Annotated in this window: 12 protein-coding genes; all 12 read right to left on the bottom strand. The window is 58.2% G+C overall.

What is annotated here, in order from left to right; translation table 11 throughout:
- The 12 genes from HS103_08335 to HS103_08280 all read right to left on the bottom strand — a co-directional run bounded on the left by HS103_08335 (position 1) and on the right by HS103_08280 (position 22411).
- On the bottom strand, positions 1-615 hold the full coding sequence (locus HS103_08335) for a sugar transferase (GenBank protein ID MBE7512809.1): 615 nt from the start codon (positions 613-615) through the stop codon (positions 1-3).
- Positions 612-1838, bottom strand: a complete 1227-nt coding sequence (locus HS103_08330) for a glycosyltransferase family 4 protein (protein ID MBE7512808.1) — start codon at positions 1836-1838, stop codon at positions 612-614. The genes HS103_08335 and HS103_08330 overlap by 4 nt, the downstream gene beginning before the upstream one ends.
- Positions 1838-2959 carry a glycosyltransferase gene (locus tag HS103_08325; GenBank protein MBE7512807.1) on the bottom strand — a complete coding sequence of 374 codons (1122 nt, stop codon included), beginning with the start codon at positions 2957-2959 and terminating at the stop codon, positions 1838-1840. The genes HS103_08330 and HS103_08325 overlap by 1 nt, the downstream gene beginning before the upstream one ends.
- A complete protein-coding gene (locus tag HS103_08320) occupies positions 2956-3876 on the bottom strand; it encodes a polysaccharide deacetylase family protein (protein MBE7512806.1) in 921 nt (306 codons plus the stop codon). The genes HS103_08325 and HS103_08320 overlap by 4 nt, the downstream gene beginning before the upstream one ends.
- On the bottom strand, positions 3876-4952 hold the full coding sequence (locus tag HS103_08315; protein ID MBE7512805.1) for a glycosyltransferase: 1077 nt from the start codon (positions 4950-4952) through the stop codon (positions 3876-3878). The genes HS103_08320 and HS103_08315 overlap by 1 nt, the downstream gene beginning before the upstream one ends.
- Before the next feature lie 9 nt (positions 4953-4961).
- Positions 4962-5885, bottom strand: coding sequence for a class I SAM-dependent methyltransferase (locus HS103_08310; protein MBE7512804.1), 924 nt, complete (start codon positions 5883-5885; stop codon positions 4962-4964).
- A gap of 6 nt (positions 5886-5891) precedes the next feature.
- A complete protein-coding gene (gene asnB / locus HS103_08305; protein MBE7512803.1) occupies positions 5892-7766 on the bottom strand; it encodes an asparagine synthase (glutamine-hydrolyzing) in 1875 nt (624 codons plus the stop codon).
- Between the two features lie 16 nt (positions 7767-7782).
- Positions 7783-9390, bottom strand: coding sequence for an O-antigen ligase family protein (locus tag HS103_08300; protein MBE7512802.1), 1608 nt, complete (start codon positions 9388-9390; stop codon positions 7783-7785).
- A 12-nt stretch (positions 9391-9402) separates the two neighbouring features.
- A complete protein-coding gene (locus HS103_08295) occupies positions 9403-10572 on the bottom strand; it encodes a hypothetical protein (GenBank protein ID MBE7512801.1) in 1170 nt (389 codons plus the stop codon).
- A gap of 372 nt (positions 10573-10944) precedes the next feature.
- Positions 10945-12666, bottom strand: coding sequence for an alpha/beta fold hydrolase (locus HS103_08290; protein ID MBE7512800.1), 1722 nt, complete (start codon positions 12664-12666; stop codon positions 10945-10947).
- A gap of 10 nt (positions 12667-12676) precedes the next feature.
- On the bottom strand, positions 12677-13054 hold the full coding sequence (locus HS103_08285; GenBank protein ID MBE7512799.1) for a response regulator: 378 nt from the start codon (positions 13052-13054) through the stop codon (positions 12677-12679).
- A gap of 24 nt (positions 13055-13078) precedes the next feature.
- A complete protein-coding gene (locus tag HS103_08280) occupies positions 13079-22411 on the bottom strand; it encodes a GAF domain-containing protein (GenBank protein MBE7512798.1) in 9333 nt (3110 codons plus the stop codon).
- Between the last annotated feature and the right edge of the window lie 20 nt (positions 22412-22431).

The raw sequence follows: 22431 nt of genomic DNA, 5'->3' as shown, positions 1-22431 counted from the left end.
TCACGACTCAGGTCCCATCGTTCCCATAAATTCTGGCATTGTCGCATGACCATCACTGCTGATGCCTTCCCGCCGGATCACTTTCCATAGCGTGATCAGGATAATTTTCAGATCAAGCCAGAGGGAATAATGATCCACATACCAAACATCAAGCGCGAATTTCTGTTCCCATGTGATTGCATTCCGCCCGCCGATCTGCGCCAAACCGGTGATTCCCGGCGGCACATCGTGACGGCGTGCCTGTTCCGGCGAATAGCGCGTCAAATACTGCACCATCAGCGGGCGGGGTCCCACCAAACTCATCTCCCCACGCAGCACATTGAATAGTTCAGGGAGTTCGTCCAAACTTGTCCCCCGCAAAAAGCGCCCAAACGCCGTCAATCGCTGCGCATCAGGGAGCAGCGCCCCACTTGCATCACGGGCGTCGGTCATCGTGCGGAATTTGTAAATGGTGAAAATCCTCCCACCCAAGCCTGGACGGGGCTGCTTGAACAAGGCGGGCGATCCCAATTTTTGCCGCACCAAGACCCACACTAGAAGAAACAGCGGCGAGAGGATAATGATCCCCAGAATGGTCGCCACAAGGTCAACGGCACGTTTTACGATGCGTTTCATCTGCCCGCTGCCGCCTTCATTAAAACCCCTTCTACCCCTCGCGCAATTGTATCACGGTGAAAGCGGTTCGCGGCGAGATCGCGGGCTGCCTTCCGTCCACCTGCCAACCGCCCCTCATCACGCAGAAACGCCGCCAACAGCGCCGCCGCACGAGGGAAGTCCTCTGGGGGGAGGGCGATCCCCGCACCCGTTTCCTCTAAAAGTTCCCCTTGCCACCCGCCATAGTTGATCACAACAGGTTTTCCCGCCGCTAAGGTGTCGAAAAATTTATTTGCCGAATTGTGCCACATTGCTTCAATCGGTTTAAAGAGAGATGATCCGACGGTGGCAGCCGCAAGGATAGTGGGCATCTCCTCTTTTTTCACCGGCTTCCAAATCGTCACATTCACGCCGAGGACGCCCAGTTCTCTCGCCAGCGCCGTCACTTTCTCAACCTCTGCGCCCATGCCAACCAACAAAATATGGATATCGGGATCACTCTGCCGTAATTCTGCCGCTACGCGCACCCAATAATCGACCCCATTGATCACCCCAAACGCTCCGCTGTAGACGATCAACGGCTGATCGGGGCGCAGTCCAAGCTGTTCGCGGATTGACTCCCCCCGTTCGGGGGGGATATCAAAGAGCGCCACATCGCACGAGTTCGGCTGCACGCTGATCCGTTCGGCGGGGATTCCTCGTTTTTGGATTCCTGCGGACATCCCCGGCGAAAGGGCGATAATATGCCGGGCGTTGTGATAGGCAATCCATTCCAGCGCGTATGCCGCCCACCGAAACAAGGGATTCTTCAGCGCCCCTATGGCAATGGGCAGTTCGGGCCATAGATCACGCACCTCAAAAACCATTGGAACACGCCGCCGCAGTTTGGCGGCAATGGCGGGGATCGCAATCGTCAGCGGGGTACTTGTGGCGAAGATAACATCCGCCTCGCGGCGCATCGCCTCCCGCGAGGCACGCAGGGCGAATTGCCCAAAGGCACGGATGCGCTGCGAAAATGACATCTTGTTCGCATAGGGGACGGGGATAATTACTGTTGGGATGGTGTCAATCAGAGTCTCGGTGACTGTCGTAAACGCCTTGAATCGTTCGGGGAGGTAGGCGGGGGAGGTGATCATCGTCACCTCATGTCCTGCTGCCACCCACCGCCGCGCAAATTCATAGGAGCGCGTCCCCGCCGACCCTTCCGGCGTGCAAAAATATTGGTGCAAATAGAGAATCTTCATCAGGAGCGTCCTTTTGCTGCCAACGCCCGAAATGCCCCGACATACCGCGCCGAGTTCAGGCTGAGATCAGCCCGTTCGCGCACAATCTGAGCGTTTGCCGACCACGCCCGCGTTCGCAGCCCCAGATCGCCGTGCGCACGGCGAAGCGCCGCCGCCACCCCCCCTGGCGAGAGATCATCCAACAGAACCCCGTTTTCCCCCGCCTTCAGCCACATTCGATTTGCCAGATGATCAGCGACAACGGGCAGCAAGCCAACCGCCATCCCCTCCAACAACGACGCCGAGACGCCATCCGTATCAATCACGGCGAGGTAGGTGGTGTGCTGTGCCAACAGCCCCGGAAGCTGATCATTCGGGACGAACCCGGCAAAGCGCACCCGATCTGTCACCTTTAATTCGGCGGCTAATCCCTCAAGCTCCCCTCGCAAAGCGCCCTCTCCGGCAATCGTCAGGTAGACATCAACACCCTCTCTACGAAGGAGTCCCACCGCGCGGATTATAGTGTCGATTTTATAGGCGGGGCGCAGCGAGCGCGTGCTGATGATCCGCAGCGCTTGATCGGCGGCGGGTGGTGGGCTGTGAACGGCGGCGAAGGTCTCGGCTGGAATCCCACGTGGTAAGACCATAAGGCGATTTGCCACCGATGAGCGTTTTTGTTGTGGGAAAACCTTTAATGCCGCCGCCGCCATATGATCTGCCCACGCCGTGATCAGGTCGGCGCGGCTCAGGGTAAAGCGCACCACCGCCCGCATCAGGGGGTTATGTGGGGCGATCAAGACATCGCTGCCGGAGGTCACCTGCACCAGCGGGTGAACCCCTGTCAAGGCTGCCAGCAAGCCATAGCCAGTCACATAATAGGCGGCGACAACTTCTGGCTGAATCTCACGCAGCAAACGGCGCGCGGCGGGTAACGCGGATAGATACATCCCCTTCCCGGGAAGTTTTTTTTGCAATATATGCAGCGTCGCCCCCGCCACCTGCCCCCGCCGGAAACTGATTAGGTGAACTTCCGCCCCCGCGCCGATCAACCCCTCTGCCCAACGCTGGATGTTGACATGCCCCACATCAGCGAAAAGCGCCATTCGCAAAGGCGATCTCTCTTGCCCGCCTTGTGTGGTCATACCCCACCCTGTATCCCTTTCAAGCGTGCCTTTAGGGGTGAAATAATCTGCCGAAAGGGGTGACCGCCCAAGCCCGTTTTGAGCGTGAAACGGGCGAGATTATTATCCAGCGCGTTGATCTCTGTGCGCGGCAAAAGGGCGGGATCGGTGCGGTGTGCCGTCGCGCTGAACAAAGCGTGACACGACTCTTTCGCCGCATGCACGGTTTCTGTGTTGAACGCCCCACGTGGAAAGGCAAACCAACGCAGCACAGGCAATCCAGACCGCTCTAACCACCCCTGTGCCGCGCTAATTTCCCGATGCAGATCAGCCTCGTTCAGCGTCGTTACATTGGGGTGCGACCATGAATGGTTCGCCACCATCAGCGATCCGCGCCCGACGGCGTGACGAAGCTGCCCCTCATCCATGATTTGCAATTCTAGGGGGGTAATTCCCTCTGGGCGCAACCTGTCAATCAGCATGGCAAGTTGTTTGTCACGCTGTGCGGGGGATTCCTCGAACAGCGCCGTCGATAGGATGCGGTACGCCGTTCGTCGCTGTTCGGGATTTATCAACGGAAGGGGTTCACCCGCCCATACCACTTCTGAGGCGGTGGCACGAACGAGTCCATCCGCCAAACGGTAAAACCACAGCCCATTTTGCAGCGCGGCGGGGCAGATGAACACAACGCCCGTCAGCCCCTTTTCGGCAAGGATGTCCGCTGCGTGTATGACACCCGCCGCCCCATCGTCAAAGGTGATTAAAATGCCACGCGGGGTTTTTCCCTGTTGAAGCGCCTCATCAACAGCCTGCGGGTGAAGGATGTGCCGCCGAAGACGATCCATCTGCCGCCGAAAGGCATCCATTGTGACCTGCCCTTTAGCAATGGGCAGGTCTGACTTTTGCTCAATCACATTGTGATACATCAGGGTATGCATTAGGCGTTTTCCAAAAGGCTGGTATAGATCGCCTCAACCTGATTTGCCACCTCATCGGGCGCAAAACGTGCGGCAATCTCCGCCCGTGCTGCCTGCCCTAAGCGCTCTCGTAAATGGGCATCACCAATCAAACGTCGCAGCGCCGCCGCCAACGCCGCTGGATCGTCCGGCGGCACAAGCAGTCCCGTCCGTTCGTGGTCGATGATCTCACCGCCTACGGCTGTTGTGGTTACCACAGGCAGCCCCGCAGCCATGCCTTCTAGAATCGTGTTGCTCAACCCTTCCGCCCGCGAGGGGTGGACAAGGATATGAGCGCTCTGCAAGAGGTCTGGCACAGTGTCAATTTCCCCCAAAAAGGTCACTTGTTCAGCGACCCCCTGCCGCCGCGCTTGCCGTTCAAGCGCCTCGCGCTCTGCCCCCCCACCCGCAAGGTGAAGCTCGGCAATCATCCCTTCCGCCCGCAGCAGCCCTAGCGCATCGATCAGCACATCATACCCCTTGCGCGGGATGAGCAAGCCAATGGCGGCAAGGCGCGGGATCGTCATGGGGCGTTCCGAGGGCGCTGGTGGAAGGGGGACGATATTCCCGATGATCTCAACGCGCCGCATAGCGATTCCGGCGTCACGGGCGCTCTCAATAGAAACTGCCGCATTGCTGATCACGCAGTCGGTGCGGGCGTAGATCGCCGGGTACTGAATTTTGGCGATCTGCCCCGTGTGGGCGTCTGTCTTGGGATCGTAGCGAAAGGAATAGAGTGTTTTCCCCCGCCACAGCCGCGCCGCATAATCCAAATACAGATTCGTGTGGATCGACCACGAATGGCACAGCGCCGGACGAAAGCGGGCAATCTGCGCCCGAACGAGGATCACCCGCAGCCATTTATGGCGTGTGCGGGGGACGAAATAGAGCGGCACACCAAGCGCACGGGCGCGGTCATCCCACGCTTCTCCCCGGCTGAAAGAGAGAATACCCCCCCGCCAACCGCGTTTTTGCAGCGCCTCCACAAGGTAGAGCAGTTGACGCTCTGCCCCGCCCCGTTCCAACTGCCCAATGAGATGCAGAATACGACGACTCATGACCGCGCCTTACTGCGCCGTCGGTTCGTTGGGCTTCTGATAAACCGCCGTGAATCCCCGCGTAATGGTGTCGGGGGCAATCTCCACAAGGCGGAGATTCGCCCACCGCCCAAAGCGTTTTAGGCTGTGGTGTGTCCAGCCCACCTCGTAGCCGGATGTGCCAAAGCGAAACTGCCGCCCGCTGATTTCATATAGAAACGTCCGCAGCAGCGTCAACACGGAGGATGCCACCCGCCGCGCCCGCTTCAAATCACGGTAGAGCCGTCCCTGACGGTAATATTCCAGACCCACCTGCTCAGTAACCAGCCACCCGCCCGGTTTTAGGACGCGCCCGATATGCGGCGCGTGGCGGCGATGATTCAGGTAATGCATAGCGCCCGAACTAAACATCAAGCTGAGGCTGGCGTCGGGAATTTCCTTCAGGGTGGTGGCATCCGTACAGAAGGTCTCCACCCGCCCGCCGCTTGCCGCCGCCCCAATCTGAGTGATTGCCAGCGAGACGGGGAGCAAATCGTAAGCATAGATCGGGTCAAAGCCCATCTCGGCAAGGCGGTGGGTGATGTACCCTCCCCCGCAGCCAATATCCGCCGCCGCCCCACGTGGCGCATTTTGAAGATGGGCGAAGAGCCGCACTTTTTCTGGGCGCGGCTGGCGGACATACCCCCGGTGCAATTCGGAAAGCGCCTGAAGGCATTGCCACCCCTCGCCGTGCGTGGCAGAAAGCGCCTCACCGCTAAGACTGACCCATCCCATTGCCAGCAGGTGTTGAACAAGGTCTTCCCACGCCGCCGCCTCTAAGCCGTACTGCGCCCCGTGCTTGGAGACAGGAGCGCCGCCGTCCATCCACCAGCGGTGAATGGCGGCAAGGTAATCATGATTTCCGATGGTCGTCAGAACCGCCTGATCGCGGCTCTGTGTCGTAGTTACATCCATGTAGGCTTAGGCATCTCCATCCAAAAACCGTGCCGACCACATCTCAAGGATGATCAGCGACCAGAGGGTGTTGGCGTGATCATGCTCGCGGTTTTGGTGTTCTGCCCACAACCGCGCCACCGTCTCCCCATCAAGGTAATCAGCGGTGTGCCGTCCACCGCCAAGCAAAAGCTCCGCGCCCGCATCCTTCAATTCCCCGCGCAGCCAACGCCCAACAGGGACGCCAAATCCCTGTTTTTTGCGGTTCAGCACATCCGCTGGCAGTAAATCGCGCATGGCGTGTTTCAAAATGCGTTTTCCCGTTCGCCCGTCGTTTTTGTACGCTTCGGGCAAGCTGGCAGCAAAGGCAACCACCTCTTTATCAAGCAGCGGCGAACGTGCCTCCAGGGAATTGCCCATGCTCATCCGATCCATCTTCACCAACAGATCGCCCGGCAGGTAGTTGAACGTGTCGTGACGCATCATCCAATCGAGCGCCCCTAGCGTTTCCTCATCGTGGGCAAAGGCGGGATGGGTCAGAGGGTGTTCTGCCCCAGAGGGGTAAAGCGTCTTCAGCGTGGGGGGGTGAGTAATCTCCATCCAGCGGGTGAACTGTGCTTCCAGAGTGGCGCTGCTTTGGGCAACCAAGCGCCGCGCCCGTGCCAAAACGCCGCCGCCGCGTTCGCCACCGGGTAAGGCGCGAAGGGCAGGTTCGATCATCCTCTGGCGGAGGGGTGCGGGAAGGGTGAGATAGCGCCGATAGCGCAAGATTGCCGCATAACTGCGGTAGCCGCCAAACGCCTCGTCACCGCCATCGCCATTCAGGGCAACGGTCACATAGCGCCGCGCCATTTTGGAAACATAGTAACTTGGCACAGCAGAGGCATCCGCCATTGGCTCATCCAAATACCAGACAAGATCGGGCAGCACCTCCATGGCGTTGGGGCGCACCACCATCTCATGGTGATCGGTGTTGAAGCGGTGTGCCACTTGGCGTGCGTAGGGCAGTTCATCGAACGCCTCTTCTTCAAACCCGATGGAAAAGGTCTGTACCGGATGGGAGGAATGTTCCGCCATCAAAGCAACAATCGTACTTGAATCGACCCCCCCGCTGAGGAGCGCCCCTAATGGCACATCGGAGATCATCCGCAGTTTGACCGCCTCGGTGAGCAGCGCCCGCAGTTGGCGGGAGGCATCCTCAAAGGAGAGGGTTTGTTTCGGTTCGTAGTGGGGCGCCCAATAGCGCCGCAGCGCCAGCGCATCGGTATCGACATCGTAGATCAGGGTATGTGCCGGGGGAAGTTTGGCAACATCTGCCAAGATAGAGTATGGGGCGGGAATATACCCCCAACGTAAGTATGTGCCTATCGAGGCAGGGTCAATTTCTCGTGGGATTTCCGGCAGTTCGACAAGGGCTTTGATCTCTGAGGCAAAGGCGAAAAGTCCGCCCTTGTGATAGTAATAGACGGGCTTTTTGCCGAGAGGGTCGCGGGCGATGAAAATGCGCCGTTGGCGAGCATCCCAAATGGCAAAGGCAAACATCCCGCGAAAGTGTTCAACACACCCCTCCCCCCATTCCTCATAGGCATGGAGGATCGTTTCTGTATCGCTGCGGGTGCGAAACACATAGCCGCGCCCGCGCAGCTCATCACGCAATGCCTGAAAATTATAGATTTCGCCATTGAAGATGATCTGGATCGAGCCATCGTTGTTGGGCATGGGCTGATCGCCCGTATTCAAATCGATGATGCTCAGACGGCGAAAGCCAAGCGCCGCCCCATCGGTATAAAAATAGCCGTCCTTATCCGGTCCCCGATGGTGGATGGTTGCCGCCATGCGTCGCAGGGTGTCTAGAGCGCTTGGGCGGGTTGTCGCTGCCGCAAAACCGCAAATACCGCACATGATGCCTCGTTTCTCTTTACATCCGACGTGGAAGGGCTGGTGGTGGTTGGGGCGGCTCATGTAGCTGCTGACCTAAGGGCAAGGTGGGCTGTGTGGACTGTGTAGACGCTTCCTGTGCGGCGGGGCGCAGCACAGGGAATAACGCCAAACTAACCCCAGAGGTTGCCCACAGCAGTTTGCTGTAATGGAAACTAGAGGTCACACCCATGATGCAAATCATCACCTGCGCAATGAACCAGGTCTTTGCCAAGATCGCATGTTCAGCGCTCTCCCGTTGGAGCATGGCGCGGACAAAATATAACGACGAAAACCCCAACCAACCCATGTAAAAAGTAAAGCCAACCAACCCCGTCTCCGAGAGAACGCTCAGAAACATGTTATGGGCAACGGCGTTTTCAAGGCGGCGCACATCATAAATTCCGGTGTAGGTTTCTGCGTAGTCGATGTAGGTGCGCCCTTGCCCAACGCCAATGCCGGTAATGGGATATTGACTAAATGTCTCTAGGGCGCGTTCCCAAAGGAAGAAGCGGGCAATGACCGCCCCTCGTCCCTCGGCGTAGCGGTTTTTGCCTACCTCTGTCCCTGACACAATTTGATCAACGGTGTTGCTTAAGATGTTCCAATAGGCACTTGGCACGAACAAAATTCCGCCCACAATGATGATGCCCATCATCATCATCCGCAGGGCAAAGCGCTGGGCGTGTTGTTTAACCGATTGAAGGGGGATGCCGACGTTCAAGAAGAGCATCGACAAAATCAGCCCAGAGGCGAGCATGGCAAACCCCCCCCGCGAGACGGTGGCAATGACACCCAACGCCTGAATAGCGACCAGCACGGGGCTAACCAGCCGAAACAAGCGCGGTATACGTGCATCGTTGATCATATGCAGGGCAAAAATGCAGCCCACCGCCGCATACATGCCAAGCTCATTAATCCCGTTTGCCAAGCCTGCTTCCCGCTGCGCATACGATACGCGGGCAAAGTTATAATCGCGGATTGCCAAGCCCGATGAAAACGAGGCGGTCATCACATAGAGCATCATCAACAGCCGAATGCGGGCGGGCGTCAAGTTTTCCGAGATCAGCCACATAAGGACGATCAACTGGATATAGGTGAACACCCATCGCGTATCAAAGTGGCTGGCAACACCGAACGCCGCCGCTGGATTGGTGATGATGATCCACAGCAGAAAGAGGACAGCACAAAAATACTGTGGGCGCATCCCCGTTCGCAAGTTAAGCTGAAACTTAGAGCGGACGAGGTATGCCCCTAGCGTGAAATAGCCAATGACGCTGTAGCCGGAGGTGAGAAAGGGAATATCGGGAATCAGCGTATCGATGGGGAGGGCAACCACGATTAGAATCACCCCAACAAAGGGACGGGTGACAATTAACAGACTGAGCAATCCGACAAGAACGAGGGCAAAGCCCAGCATAATTTGGCGCGGGTCGTTGGCGGCAGTTGTTCCGATGAGCATTGCTCCCACCAGCACACCGATAACTACCGCAATCTGAAAGAGGGTGGTTCTGTCAACATCCAAGAGTGTTCCGGCGAAGTCGATCAGCCGTTCCCCAAAACCCCGCCGATGCCCTGTGAAAAGTGGGGTGCGTGTCCGCGATGCCATAACGATCCGTTCCTATTGTTGCCACGTTGAGAGTACCACATCCCGCAAATGATCTGCCACCCGGTGTGCCTGAAATTGTGCCGCCGCCCGAAGGGCGTTTGCTGCCAAGCGCTCCCGCAGGGGGCGATCTCCCCGCAAGCGGCGCAACCCCTCACGCACAGCCTCTACCGTTGGTTCGGTAATGAGTAGCGCACAGTCGTGGTTGCGCAGAAAATCCGCCAAAAAGCAGTTCGCTGGCAAATGTGCCAAAATCGGACGCCCCGCCAAAAGGTAATCCAGTGTTTTCGTAGGGAAGATCGTCCGAATTTCTTCCTCCGGCAACCCCGTCTGAAAGGCATGAGGCAGCAAGAGTATATCCGCCGCTCGAAGCGCCTTTCGCAGGGCGGCATTATCCGGCGTGCTAATCGTAAACGCCGCCCCCGTCGCCCCTAGAGCGGTCAGGTTGCTATAGGGTGTCCCCGTGTAAAGGGCGCAGCGCACATCGCCTTCTGCCTTTACCGCCGCAATCATCCGTTCCAACGCATCAGACACAGACGCCCAGACGCTCCCCATGAAGGCTGTTTGAAGGGGAGCGCTAAGGGGTGGGAGAGCGGCATCCTCAAGAGGGGGCGGCATCCCGCTGAAGGTATGGGGCAGGGCAGAACAGGCAAGGGTGGGATAGCGTTCGGCATACAGGGTTCGCATCCCTTCGCTCATGACGAAAACATGCCGCGCCCGCCGGAAAACACGGGGTTGCAGCCACCGTGCCAAGCGCCCCTTATGCGCCTCTACATAGGTGTTATGGAAATAGGCGTAAAGCGCCCGTCCGGTGATCAGGCTGAGCAGATACCCCACAAGCAGGTAGATCGCGTCGGGGTAAACGGAAAGGATACCCTGACAGCGCCCGATCACAAGCGCCCACCATCCGCGCAGCATCACGTAGGGCAATTGCAGCCAACGGAGATACCGTGCGCCGCGCCAAGTTTCCGGCGGCTGCACCATCACATAGCGCAGTGGGGGAGACCCCTTTGCCCACTCTACAGGGAGGGCGTTCAGATAATACGCACCCATGAGCGTCATGTCGGCGGGGGTAAATTGGCGGGCGAGATTGCCCATCACGGTGGCTGATCCTGTTACAGCAGGGGGGATACTCCACGAGAGGACAAGTAGTTTAGGTATCGTTTGCCCAGTGACTTGGCTCATACCGCGATTTGCCCCCACCTGATCACATCGATCCGGCAGTTCATCAGCCTATCCAACTGTACGTCCTTTTGCTGAACCGGTGGACAAGAAGCGATTAAACCTTATTAGGGTCTATTGACATTGTAATTCCCGTAGGGGCGCAAGGCATTGCGTCCAGCGCCGTCCGTGAGCGCCCGCCGCTAAAGCAGCGGGCTAGGAGCAGCCACCCCTTCGGGGCTTGGAACCCCCAACCCCCTCCCCGTACACAGGGAAAGGGGATAGGGGGTCTAAACCAAAAACGTCAATAGAACCTAGCAATCCTATGGAGACGCCCTTTTTCTTTCCTCAATATAGGCAAGAAAAAGGGAAAAGCGGACGAGGGAACACAACCCCTTAGCGTATCGTTCGTTTCCACTGATCTTTGAATTGTAGATTGGTCAGATCGGGCGCTTCTAGAAAATCGATCAGCAGGCGGTTGAATTTCGCCTGAATTTCCATCATCGGGAAGTGCCTCACCCCCGGCTCGACCAGCGAGAGGAAATGCCCCGGTTGTTTCATCGCCTCAATGCGCCGCAGCAGTTCCAGCGGGGGCGGTGTGATGAAGCCATCATCTTCCCCATGCAGCAAGAGCGTTGGGGTGGTCACTCGTTTTAGCTCCAACGCCAGATTGAACGAGTCAAAGGCTTGGGCAGTGGCAGCAAGGGCGCGTTCGTCCGTCTTATCAATCTCGGTGCGCAGCGCATCGACATCCTGCATATCTTGGCGGGTATGTTTGCTGAACAGCGGTCCCGGTTTTGCCCCCACCAATAACGCCGTCAGCGGATTTGTTCCCGCCTTCACTGGCGCGGGGATAGGCGGCAAGGCTGAGGCTTGTGGGGGTGGGGCGATAGGACGGGCAATACCCGTAGGAAGAACGGGCGACGCCGGGCGTGTGCTTGGGTCGCCACTTGTTCCAGCCGCAGGCGGTACGGCTTGGGTTGGACCGGTATCCCCTGTCCTCAGCGGCAGCGATCCACTTGTGGCGCCGCTTGGGAGAGCCGGTGCTGCGCTTGTCGGCGCGTTTGCCGCAGCGGGTAGATGCGGTGACGCCGGAGGGGGGGGCGCTCCGGTGGGCGTTGTCACCGCTGGCGTTGAGCCTGTTCCCCCTGTTTTTACAGGCGGCGCAGCGCTGGTTGGCGCGTTAGGGAGTGTTGTTGCCGGAGAGATGGGCGTTCCCCCGCTAGGCGTCGGCTGCACTTGGGATTGTGTTTGCGTGCTGCGGGCGCGAAGGCGGGCAAGGATTTCTTCCGGTGTTTCGCCGCGGCTGCGGAAGGGGTTACGCGGAAGCGTCTCACTGCTGCTGCTGTAGGTGGGGGCGTTGGCGGGAGTCACCGTTCCGGGTTGTTCCCGCAGGGCAGGCAGCGGGGGTAGCCCCGCTGGGGTGCTTGTCGGCGGGGCTGCGGATACGGGCGGTACATTCCCAGAAACACTTGAAGATGATGATGGCGTCGTCGGCGCGATAGGCGCGGCGGGCTGTGTTTCCCCACTGATCGCCCCTCCGACGGAAGGTGAGGGGGCGGCAGGTGCTGCGCTGGTAACGACACTGGGCGGAAAGGGGGTGCTGGTGACAGGCGGGGCGGCGGGAACAGCGGGAGTTATCCCTGTCCCCGTGACGGTTCCACTCATCCCAACCGTTTGTGTGCTGGTAGTATTCATGCCGCCGCTTAAGCCAATCATTGCCTCTGGACGTGTTTCGTCCAAGCCACCCGCATCATAAAGCGGGGGGCTGATCAACATCATCCGATAGGCACGATCTGGGAACTGGCGGGCAAAGCTGAGGCAGACTGCCGCCCCCAACGAATGTCCCACCAAGGCTGCTTTGGGAATCCCCAAGCGTTCAAAGAATTGAAACAGAAGCATCACCTGAGACTGCAAGGAGTATTTTTTCTCATCCTTGCCAGAATCCCCAAAGCCCCATAGATCAAGGGCATAGGTGCGGTACTTGCTGCTGAGGTACTGCATCGTATTCACCCAGTAGCGCCACGACCCCAACCAGCCGTGAACGAAGATTACCGGGCGACCTCTGCCGAGGACTTCATAGTGTACAAGGTCGCTCTCGATGGTAATAGCACTCATGAACCGCCGCCTACTTGTTAAACTTGGCAAGGATTTCTCCGACACGTTGAGCCAGTTCATCGGGCGCAAAGGGCTTCAGAATGTAGTCATAGGCGCCCACATCCATCCCTTCATCAATCTCCGAATCCTGCCCCTTTGCGGAGAGGAAGACTACCGGAATATCTTTCACACTCTCAATGAGCTTCAGAGCGCGACACGCCTGATAGCCCGTCATACGGGGCATCCGCACGTCCATCATAATCAGGTCGGGCATCACCTGTGGGGCAAGTTCAACGGCCTCTTGCCCATCTTCTGCTTTGATCACCTCATGTCCGGCAAAAACCGTCAGCGTCACATCAATCAATTCCCGAATGTCACGTTCGTCTTCTGCGATGAGGATGCGTGCCATAAATGTTCCTACAGTGTTCCTACCTTAGTTCTCTGTGAAGGCGGGGATGCGAATGTAGAAGGTCGTCCCCTCTCCGACCTCACTCTCTAACCAGACCTGCCCATTATGCAGATCAACGTACTCCTTCACAATAGACAAGCCCAACCCCGCCCCAGAGGTTTCCATGACAAGGGTTTGCTCCTCATCGCGGTAGAACCGCTCCCAGATGCGATCTTGCTTATCCTTGGGAATACCCACCCCGGTGTCGGTGACGGTGATCACCACACTGCGTTCTTCGGGAACTGCCCCAAGCCGTATTGTACCGCCCACCCGCGTATAGCTGTACGCATTGGCGACGAGATGGTTGATAATCTGCAAGAGTTTATCAGGATCAGCACGCAGCAAGGGCAAATTTTCGGGAAGGGTGTTTTCGACGTTGACATCCTTCTTTTCCGAGCGGATGCGCTCCCCAATTTGATTGAGGCTCATATCGATGATCCCCATGAGATCGGTGGGTTGTAGGTTCAGCTTGACAACGCCGCGATCAATCCGCGAGATATCTAGCAGCTCGTTCACCAACACCGAAAGGCGATCGGCATTGGTCTTAATTGTACTCAGGAAGCGCTGCTGCTGCTCGGTCACTTTGCCAGCCGCCCCAAGCAAGAGCAGATCGGCATAGCCTTTGATGGAGGTCATGGGGGTACGCAGTTCGTGGCTGACCGTCGCCACAAACTCAGATTTCATGCGATCCACCTCAATCTCACGGGTGATGTCACGGAAAACCGTCACCGTCCCCAAGAATTGATCGCCCATCGTCACGGGCGAGAGCGTCACCGCCACGTAGCGCCCGTTATCAAGGGCAAGCTGCGCCCGAACTTCCTCGCCCGCCCGGTGTTCGGTGGGGGCGTTCGTCCAGCGTTCAATTGCCTCCAACCAGCTTTGCCCGCCCGCCGCCGCATACAAGCCAGAGAGCGCCGAGATGTGCTTGCCGATGATCTGCTTGCGCGGCAAGCCCAAAATACGCTCCGAGGCGGTGTTAAATTGGGTGATTTCCCCTTCGCGGCTGCCGACCATCACACCATCGGCAATGGAGTCAACGATGGCGAGGTTCTTTGTACTATCGACCTGTTCGCGGCGCACCATGGCAGCCAACCGATCCGCCTGATCGCGGATGAGGACGTACAAATCGGCGTTGTTCATGGCGCTGGCGATCTGCGTTGCCGCCGCCTCAAGGATGCGCAGTTGCGCCTCGGTAAAGTGATTCGGCTCAGTGTGGTAGAGCATCACCACGCCGAGGGTGTCCTCGTTTGCCTCTAGAAGCGCCCCGATTGCCGAACGAGGGGCGTTTTCCCACGTCCCCAATTGCAGCCAGCGGTAATCGTTCTTCACATCGGGGACAACCGCCCCCTGATGGGATTGGATCATCCACCCCGCCAACCCGTCGCGGGTGCTGATGCCCGATTCGCGCCCGACTTCCTCACTCAGGTTGTACAGGGCGCGGAAGGTCAGGTTATCGCTGATGCTATCAATGCCCAAAATCACGCCCATATCGGCGTTGAAGGCGTCAACCATCATATCCAACGCACGGTTCAGCGTCAGGTTGATGTCCAAGCTCATCGTCAGGCTAGAAGTCAGCCGGTAGAGGAAGTCGATGCTATCCCGTTCGCGCTGAAGTTCTATCGTGCGCTGTGTCACCGCCCGTTCCAGTTCGGCGGCGAATTCGCGTGTGCGGGCAAACTGCCGCGCATTTTGCAAGGCAACGGCAATTTGCGCCCCGACGGTGGAGAGTACCTGTTGGTCGTCCAAGCTTAGGGCGTAAGGATTCTCATCGTCCCCGGCGACAAGCGCTCCGAGGACGCGCCCACCGGCAATGAGCGGCACGCCGAGGAAGCTCTTGGGGTTGCGCATCAGGCGCGGCGTAATCTGTTGGTTTTTCAACACGCCCGCCACTTCCGCGCCAACCAAGCGCTGCGTCATCCCTTGCCGCATGACAAAGGAGACTTCATCATTTCCGGCAAGGTGCGATTCTAGGGCGATCTTCTGCCCATCGCGGATTGCCAGCGGGTAGATGAGCGTTTGGGAGTCTTCCGATTCAACAATGCCCAACGCCAGTGTGTGCGATTTCACCAACTGCGGTAGGCGCGTGCGCACCAGATCGAAAATCTGCTTTTCCTCAGTGACACCCGCCAATGAGGTTGAAAGATCATTGATTACGAACAGTTCGGCAAGCTTGGAGGCAGTCACCGTCTGCAAGCCGGCGTTTTCAATTGCCACCGCCGCCCCAGACGCCAAAGACCGCGCCAAGCGGACTTCTGTCGCCGTCAGGGTGCGGTTGGGATCGTTGATCTCTAACTCAATCAACCCGATGGATTGATCGCGGACGATCATCGGCAGCAAGACACGGCTTGCCGCGTCGCGTTCCTTCAGCATCGCCCGTTCGCTCTTTGTCAGGGCGGGGTCGCTGGCGCGGATCATCACGGTGTTGCGGGTTTGCATTGCCCGCCGCCGGATGGGGTAATCGGTCAGCGGGATGATTGTTCCTTTCGGGCTGATAGCCGTTGGATCGTTATCGGCACGCAAATCAATGGCAACTTCCAACGCCTCTTGCGCCGTATTGAAATTCAGAATTTCACAGCCATCGGCGTTCAGGGCAACCATCATCTGCATGGCGATGTTTTGGATCACCTGATCGAGGTTGAGCGTTGCCGAGATCGATTGGGTCGCCTCAAAGAGTGTTTCCAACTCACGGGCGCGGGCAAGAGACTGCTCCAAGAGGTTGGCATTGGCAACGGCAATCGCCGCTTGGGAGGCAATCGTTTGGGAGGTCTCTACCTGCTCTATGTCAAAATCGCGGTATTCGGAGAGCGAATCGAACTTCAAGAATCCGATCAACTGCCCGCTGACACTGAGGGGGACAATCACTGTAGAAAGCGGGCGGTTCGTCAGCAGCGGGTCATCGACATACTCTGGGCTATGCGTCACATCGCGGATCACAATGGGCTGCATCCCCGTCCGAATCGCCTCGGCAATCTTGCTGCTTTTCAAGACGATTAGGGCGGTCTTATCGGGTGGGGTATCCCCGCGTGGCGATTCGATCACCAAGCGGGCGTCTGCCCCCTCAAGGATGTACGCCGTCCCCCGATCCGAGCCAAGCATTTGGTTCGTCTCGCGGAGTGTGACCTCAAAGACATCTTCAAGGTCAATCGACTGGGTAAGGGCATTGGAGACGCGGTAGAGCAGCCCCAAGCGCCGCGTTTGCTGGTCAAGCTCTTTGGCGCGGTTCGCCGCGTCGCGGTAGAGCAGCGTATTTTCCTCAGCGGCGCGGGTGGTTTCCTCAAAGAGTGCCGCATTTTCAAGGGCGACGGCGCATTGGTTGGCAAAGTTCAACGCCACCTGCTCCATCGTATCCGTATAGTAGGTTACTTCTTTCTTCTCAAGGACGAGCAGCCCCGCCAAATTTCCACGACTGACGAGCGAGACGCCCAACCACGAACGCATGGGGTGATCTTCGCTGAAGGTAGGGAAGCGCTTATCCAACGTCATATCGGGGATGTTCAAGACCTGCCCACGCCCCGCCAATTCGCGGAAAAGCTCCGAGTCGGCAATCTCTGCCTCAATCCCGATCAGCGCTTCGGCGTTTTCGTAGCCGCGTGCTGCTTCGATCACGAGTTTATCCTCACGGCGCAGCCAAAGCGTGGCGCTGTCGTAATCGAGGATGCGCTCCAATTCATCAAACATGACGCTAATGACTGCCGAGGGTTTCAGCAGGGCGGTCAGTTGGCTAGAGACGTCTGTCAGAACAGAGAGTTGTTGAGCGCGGGCGGCAATATCCGCCTCCAACGCAGTACGGGCAGATACGTCCTCAACGAGGATAACGATACCCTCTACGCGCCCCTCTTGAAGAAGGGGGTAGACATAGAAGTTGCGCACCACATAGCCGCCGTCATCCGCCCGTTCGCGGATGTTGTAGCGAATTTCCGGGCTGCCCGTGACGAGGACATCCTCAATGGCTTCCTCAAGGAAACTGCGGTAGTTCGGGCGGTATTCAAAGAGGTGCGTCCCCTCGCTCTCCGTCCCCCAGTTGTAGACGCGCTGCATGAAGTTATTCACTGTACGGATGCGCATATGCCGATCCAGCACGACGATCCCTTGCTGGATGGATTGAATGACGGCGATGTTGAAGGATTGCAGTTCACGCGCTTCCTGCGAGAGACGACGGCTTTCCAGTGCGATTGCCGCTTGCACAGCAAAGGCGGAAGCGCGTTCCAAATCGGCGTCGGTAATGCGCCGTTCAACATCCTCTTGGATGAAGATCAATGCCCCCAATGCCCGTTCCTCACGGACAAGCGGCACACCCAAAACCCCCTTCCCGTGCGATTCGGGGATGATTTTCGTAATGAGTGGGCTGCGCCACTCTGCGGGGGTTGTCTTGGGGCTTAGGTAAATGGGCTGGCGTTCGGCAATAACCGTCCGCATGAGGCGATCTTCCTCATCAATGGCAATCCGTAAGCCGTTGAACCGATCTGCGTTCGTCCCCCGTCCGGCAGTGCCAACCAGTTCATCGCCACCTATCGTCCATATATAGGCGCTGCGCGTGTTCAGCAGTTCGCGTGCCTCGTCAAGGATGGTCGCCAAGACCTGCTCTGCTGGAATCTGAGCGTTCACCGCTTGGGAAACGCGGCTGAGCGCCGAGGCAAACCGTTCACGGTCTATCGTTTGTTGGAAGAGGCTGGCGTTCTCAATGGCGACACCGGTCAGGTTGGCAATACGGGCAATCAGCGACAATTGCGACTCGAACCCGAATGCCTGCGCCAACTCGCTGCCCATATGGAGCGCCCCTACTGCCCGCCCACCAGCGACCATGGGGACGACCAACGAGGTGCGCTCCCCCTCTGCCCGCCAGCCTGTCAGATCCGTATATTCGGGGACGATCTCCGCCGTCTGGGTGGTCAGTATCCCTTCGGGGCTGCTGCCGTCAATTTCCGCCTCCAGACGGGCAACATTCGTGGCATGGTAAACGCGGGGGGATGCCCCTTCCATCGCCGCGCCGAGTGCCGTCCCTTGAAGGGGAATGGGCGTCCCTTCCCGCACGTCCACCTCCCCGCGCAAACTGATCGTCACACTCAGAATATCGAGCATGTCGCTGCCTTCGGGGAGCAAGCCAAAGCTCATCCGCGTGAAGGGGATCATTTGCTGCAAGCCGTTTGCCACACCGCGAATGATCTCATCGAGGTCAAGGGTGGCGGCAATGGCTTCAGTGACCTCGTTGATGCGCTGCTCCTGTTGGGCAGAGGTGATCATCGCTTGATAGAGGCGGGTATTTTCAATCGTTGCCGAGGCTTGGGCGGCGAACAATTCAATGGGACGCATGACCGCTTCGGTGGGGATATTCCCATCGGTGGGCGTGTCCATTGTGATGATCCCAATGGCGCGGCTGCGATCCACCCCATAGAGCGGCAAATAGACGGTATCAAGTGGGTGCCACTTCGTGGGAGAGGCAGCTCCCTCGTCTTGAACAACTGGTTCAACCAGCCCCGCCATCAATTTTTTCTCGGTCATCCAGGGGTCATTATGGCGGAGGTAGTATGCCTGCCCCAGACGGTAGCGGCGGAGTTCGGGGTCGGCAAAGCGCTGTAACCAAACCGAGCCCGGAAGGATGTTTTGCTTGAAAGCGGTCAGTTCCGTCTCATTGTAGCCGCTGGTGATTGTTTCCATCGGCTCAAAGTCTTCATCGCGCAGCGTGATGGCAACGTTTTCCCAACCAGCCGCACGGATACCATCGGCAATGACCTGCAAGCGGGTGACGAGATCGCCCTCGCGCTGCGATTCACTGGAGACGGCGTAAAGCTGTTCCAAGCGTTCCGCTTCGCGGCGGGCGGCGTCAGCTTCGCGCTGGAATGCCTGCACCAGACGAAAGTTCTCAATGGCAAAGGCGGCTTGGTTGCCAAAGGTTTCCAGCGCCTGGAATGTACGCAGTGCCGGGCGGCGTCCGTCGCGGGGGTCGTCCACGCTCATGATCCCGATCAGTTCATCGTTCGAGCCGCGCAAGGGGACGATCAGGAAGTCTTCGGCGTCCCACCGATCCCGCCCCTTGTAAGGATTGACTGTCTGGGAGGGAATCACCGGCAAGCTGCGCACGGCGTCCGCCGACTCTGAGGGGACGAAATAGGAGGCGCTCTGTTGAAATTCGGGGCGGAAGAACCGATCTAGAAAACTGAGTGGGTTTTCGCGCTGACGTGCCGCCTCCCATGTTTGGATGGGCAAGCCGGCTTGTGCTACGCGGCGTGTCACCTGCTTTTCATCATCAACGATGCTCAAAATGACGGTATTGAACCCAACCGTTTCGCGGACGCCATAAGCGACGGCTTCTAGGACACCCTCCAACGACTCACCGGAGCGGAGCATACGCCCTAATTCAAAAATCTGGGAGAGTTGTTCCCCGCGCTGCTTAAGCAGTTCGGCGCGTTCAAGCTGTTCCTGATAGCGAAGGTCGTTTGTATAGGCAATGGCGGCTTGGTTTGCCAGCGTTCGGACAAAATCTTGGTTTTGCGCGGAATAAGTGGGCAGTTCCGAATTCCAAATCTGGATCACGCCAATAATTTGGTCGCCATAAAAGAAGGGGGCGGCAATGCCGTTGGTGGTCTCTTTATCTGACCCCTCCCACACAAGTTCCCGTGCATGGATCGCCTTCACTTCCAGCGGGCTGATGCTGTCTCCAAATGCCTCCCCGCCAACGCGCCGTTCGATCTGCACCTCGTCTTCGGGTTCGCCGGCTTGCGGCGCACGGAAGATAACTACCGTAGACCCTTCGGCATAAAGCGTCCGCTGTGCCTCTGTGCGGATCACCTCCAAAATACGCCCGAACTCTACGGTGCGGTTCAATTCGTTCGAGATGCGCGTCACGGCGTCCAATTCGCGCAGACGGGCGCGGAGATCGTCATCGGTTGTATTGCCGAGGCGCTCACGTCCCAAAACGGACGCCAACTGCACGCCAATCGCTTCTAAAAGCCGCAAGTCTTCGGGGGAGAAGGCGCTATCTCGCCGTGCGCCGACGGTCATTTCGCCAATGCCGCGCTCTTGGATAATCAGCGGCACTTGCATGGCGGCGTTGAAGTTATAGCGCTCGGCAATGCCCTTATAAACCGGAAGAACGCGGGCATCAGTACGAAGGTTGTTGCTGAAGAACGAACGTCCTGTTAGTACCGTGCTGTTTTGGAAGCCGGGGGCATAGGTGTCGATTGTGTAGGGAACGTTGATCCCCGCCATGCCCGCCGTCCACTCCGGCTTAATGATGAGCGCTCCGGTTGTCGCGTCAAAGAGCGCCACCGCCCCCACATCACAGTTCAGGGAGCGGACGATCTCCGCGATTACCCCTGCCACAACGCGATCTACGGTATCCTCGGCAACGATCACTTGGGCAATGCGGCGCAAACTCTCGGACTCATCGGTGCGGCGGCGTACCTCGCGGATGAGGCGGGCGTTTTCGAGGATAATCACCGTTTGTCCGGCAAAGATGCTCAAGACACGGGCATCTTCTTCGGCAAAATCGCCTTGCGTCCGGTTGGAAACTTGAACGATCCCCACCCGCCGTTGGTTAATTTGCATGGGGACGACCATCGTCTGCCGAATGCCAACGAGCATAGCGAGCTTGTCCATCCCGCCTTCGCGGATGATGGGGTCAAGCCGTAATTCGTTGCTGATCCAGAAGGGGTGGTTGAAGAAAATATCGCGGAAAGTTGTCCCTTTTGCCACCGAAAGGCGGTAATGGCGGATCACGTCGTTGTCAATGCCAAAGAAGGGCGCTTCGCTGACCAACTGCTCTATCTCAACGTTGTAGAGCAGAATCCCGCACATGTGAACGTCCATGAGCTTGGCGATGCGGCGGGTGATTTGCCCGTAGAGTTCTGCCGGGTCGCCCACCGAGCCAATCGTTTCGCTAATATCCTGCAAGCCAACGAGTTCGGCATCGCGGCGGCGTTCTTGGTCAAAGAGGCGTGTGTTGTCAATGATGATCGCCACTTGGGCGGCAAAGACGGCGAGCAAGCGCATGTCGTTATCGCTAAAGCCGCTGGCGTCGCGCTTGTTGGCAACCTGCACCGCCCCCAAACGGCGCTCCCCAATTGCCATCCGTGCAAGGGCTGTGGTGCGCACGCCAACGGCATCGGCTAAGCCAAGCAGCCCCACCTGGCGAACGAGGTCATCGCCCCGGACGTTGTTGGTGTACCACGTTTCGCGCTGCTCAAAAATCGTCCGGGTGCCGTTTTCGCCGCTGATCGGGATGCGGCACATGCTGGCAATAGAATCGGGGACGCCGGCAAAGGGAAGCTGCCCGATGAGCATCCCCTGATCGTTGTCATAAAGCAGAATGCCGCACATTTCGACGTTCATCAAGCCCGCGATGCGGTTGGCAAGTTGGGAAAACATTCCCCGGCGGTCATCCATATTGCCGAGTGTTCCGGTCAAGCCTTGCAAGCCGATCAGTTCAGCAATGCGCTCTGTTTGCACCTCACCGAGGCGGGCATTTTCAATAGCAATGCCGATCTGTCCAGCTATCGTCCGCAGCAGAGACATATCCTCATGGTCAAAGGCAACCCGTGTTCGGCTGGCAACCTCAATCGCCCCGATGAAGCGATCCCCCACGAGCAGCGGCACACCAACATAGGATTTGAAGGGGTAATCGGTCAGTTTGGGGCGAACGTCTGGGCGAAGGCTGACATCGGCAATGAGCAGCGGCTGCCGGTAACGGGCAACCCACCCGCTGAGGCTGTCGGCAATATGGTACACGCCGTCTGTGTTATCAAAGGCTTCAAAGTAGGCGGTTTCGCCGTAGCGCCCACGCGAGCGCATTACCTGCAAATCTTCGTCCCACAGAGTCACCTCGCCCACATCGAAGGGGATAATGGCGTGAATCTCGGTGAGGACGGCATCGAGCATGTCGTCAAGGCGCGGTTTGGCGCTGACGATTTGCCCAATCGTGCTGAGGATGTTCAGCGCCTCCAGGGGATCGAGCATATCGGGGGTTGCCCTCGCCACGCCCAATTCGCGCATGACGACAACCATCTGGGGGGCATCGGGGCGGGGGACGTAATGGGAGGTCGCCTCTACACGGCGATTCCCAATGCGGAAGGAGGCTTGCCCCTCTTTGCTAAAGAGTTCAAGGAAGGTGTCGGCGGGCTGGACGACATCCGCCATCAGTTCGAGGTCTGGTTCTTCGCCGTCCATCGTGAACCACTGCCGCGCTTTGGGGTTGGCAAAGACCAACTGTCCGCGCTTTTCGGCGACGATCACCGCCGAGTCATTATCGAGCAGGTTGACCTGAACGACAGAGGGCGATAGTTTATCGCTGCTCTGGGTACGTTCGGCACGCACTCGGGTCATGAGGTACACCGCCCAAAATA

The organism is Anaerolineales bacterium (assembly GCA_015075625.1).
GTDB lineage: Bacteria > Chloroflexota > Anaerolineae > Aggregatilineales > UBA2796 > UBA2796.
This window is presented reverse-complemented; position numbering and strand designations above follow the sequence as displayed.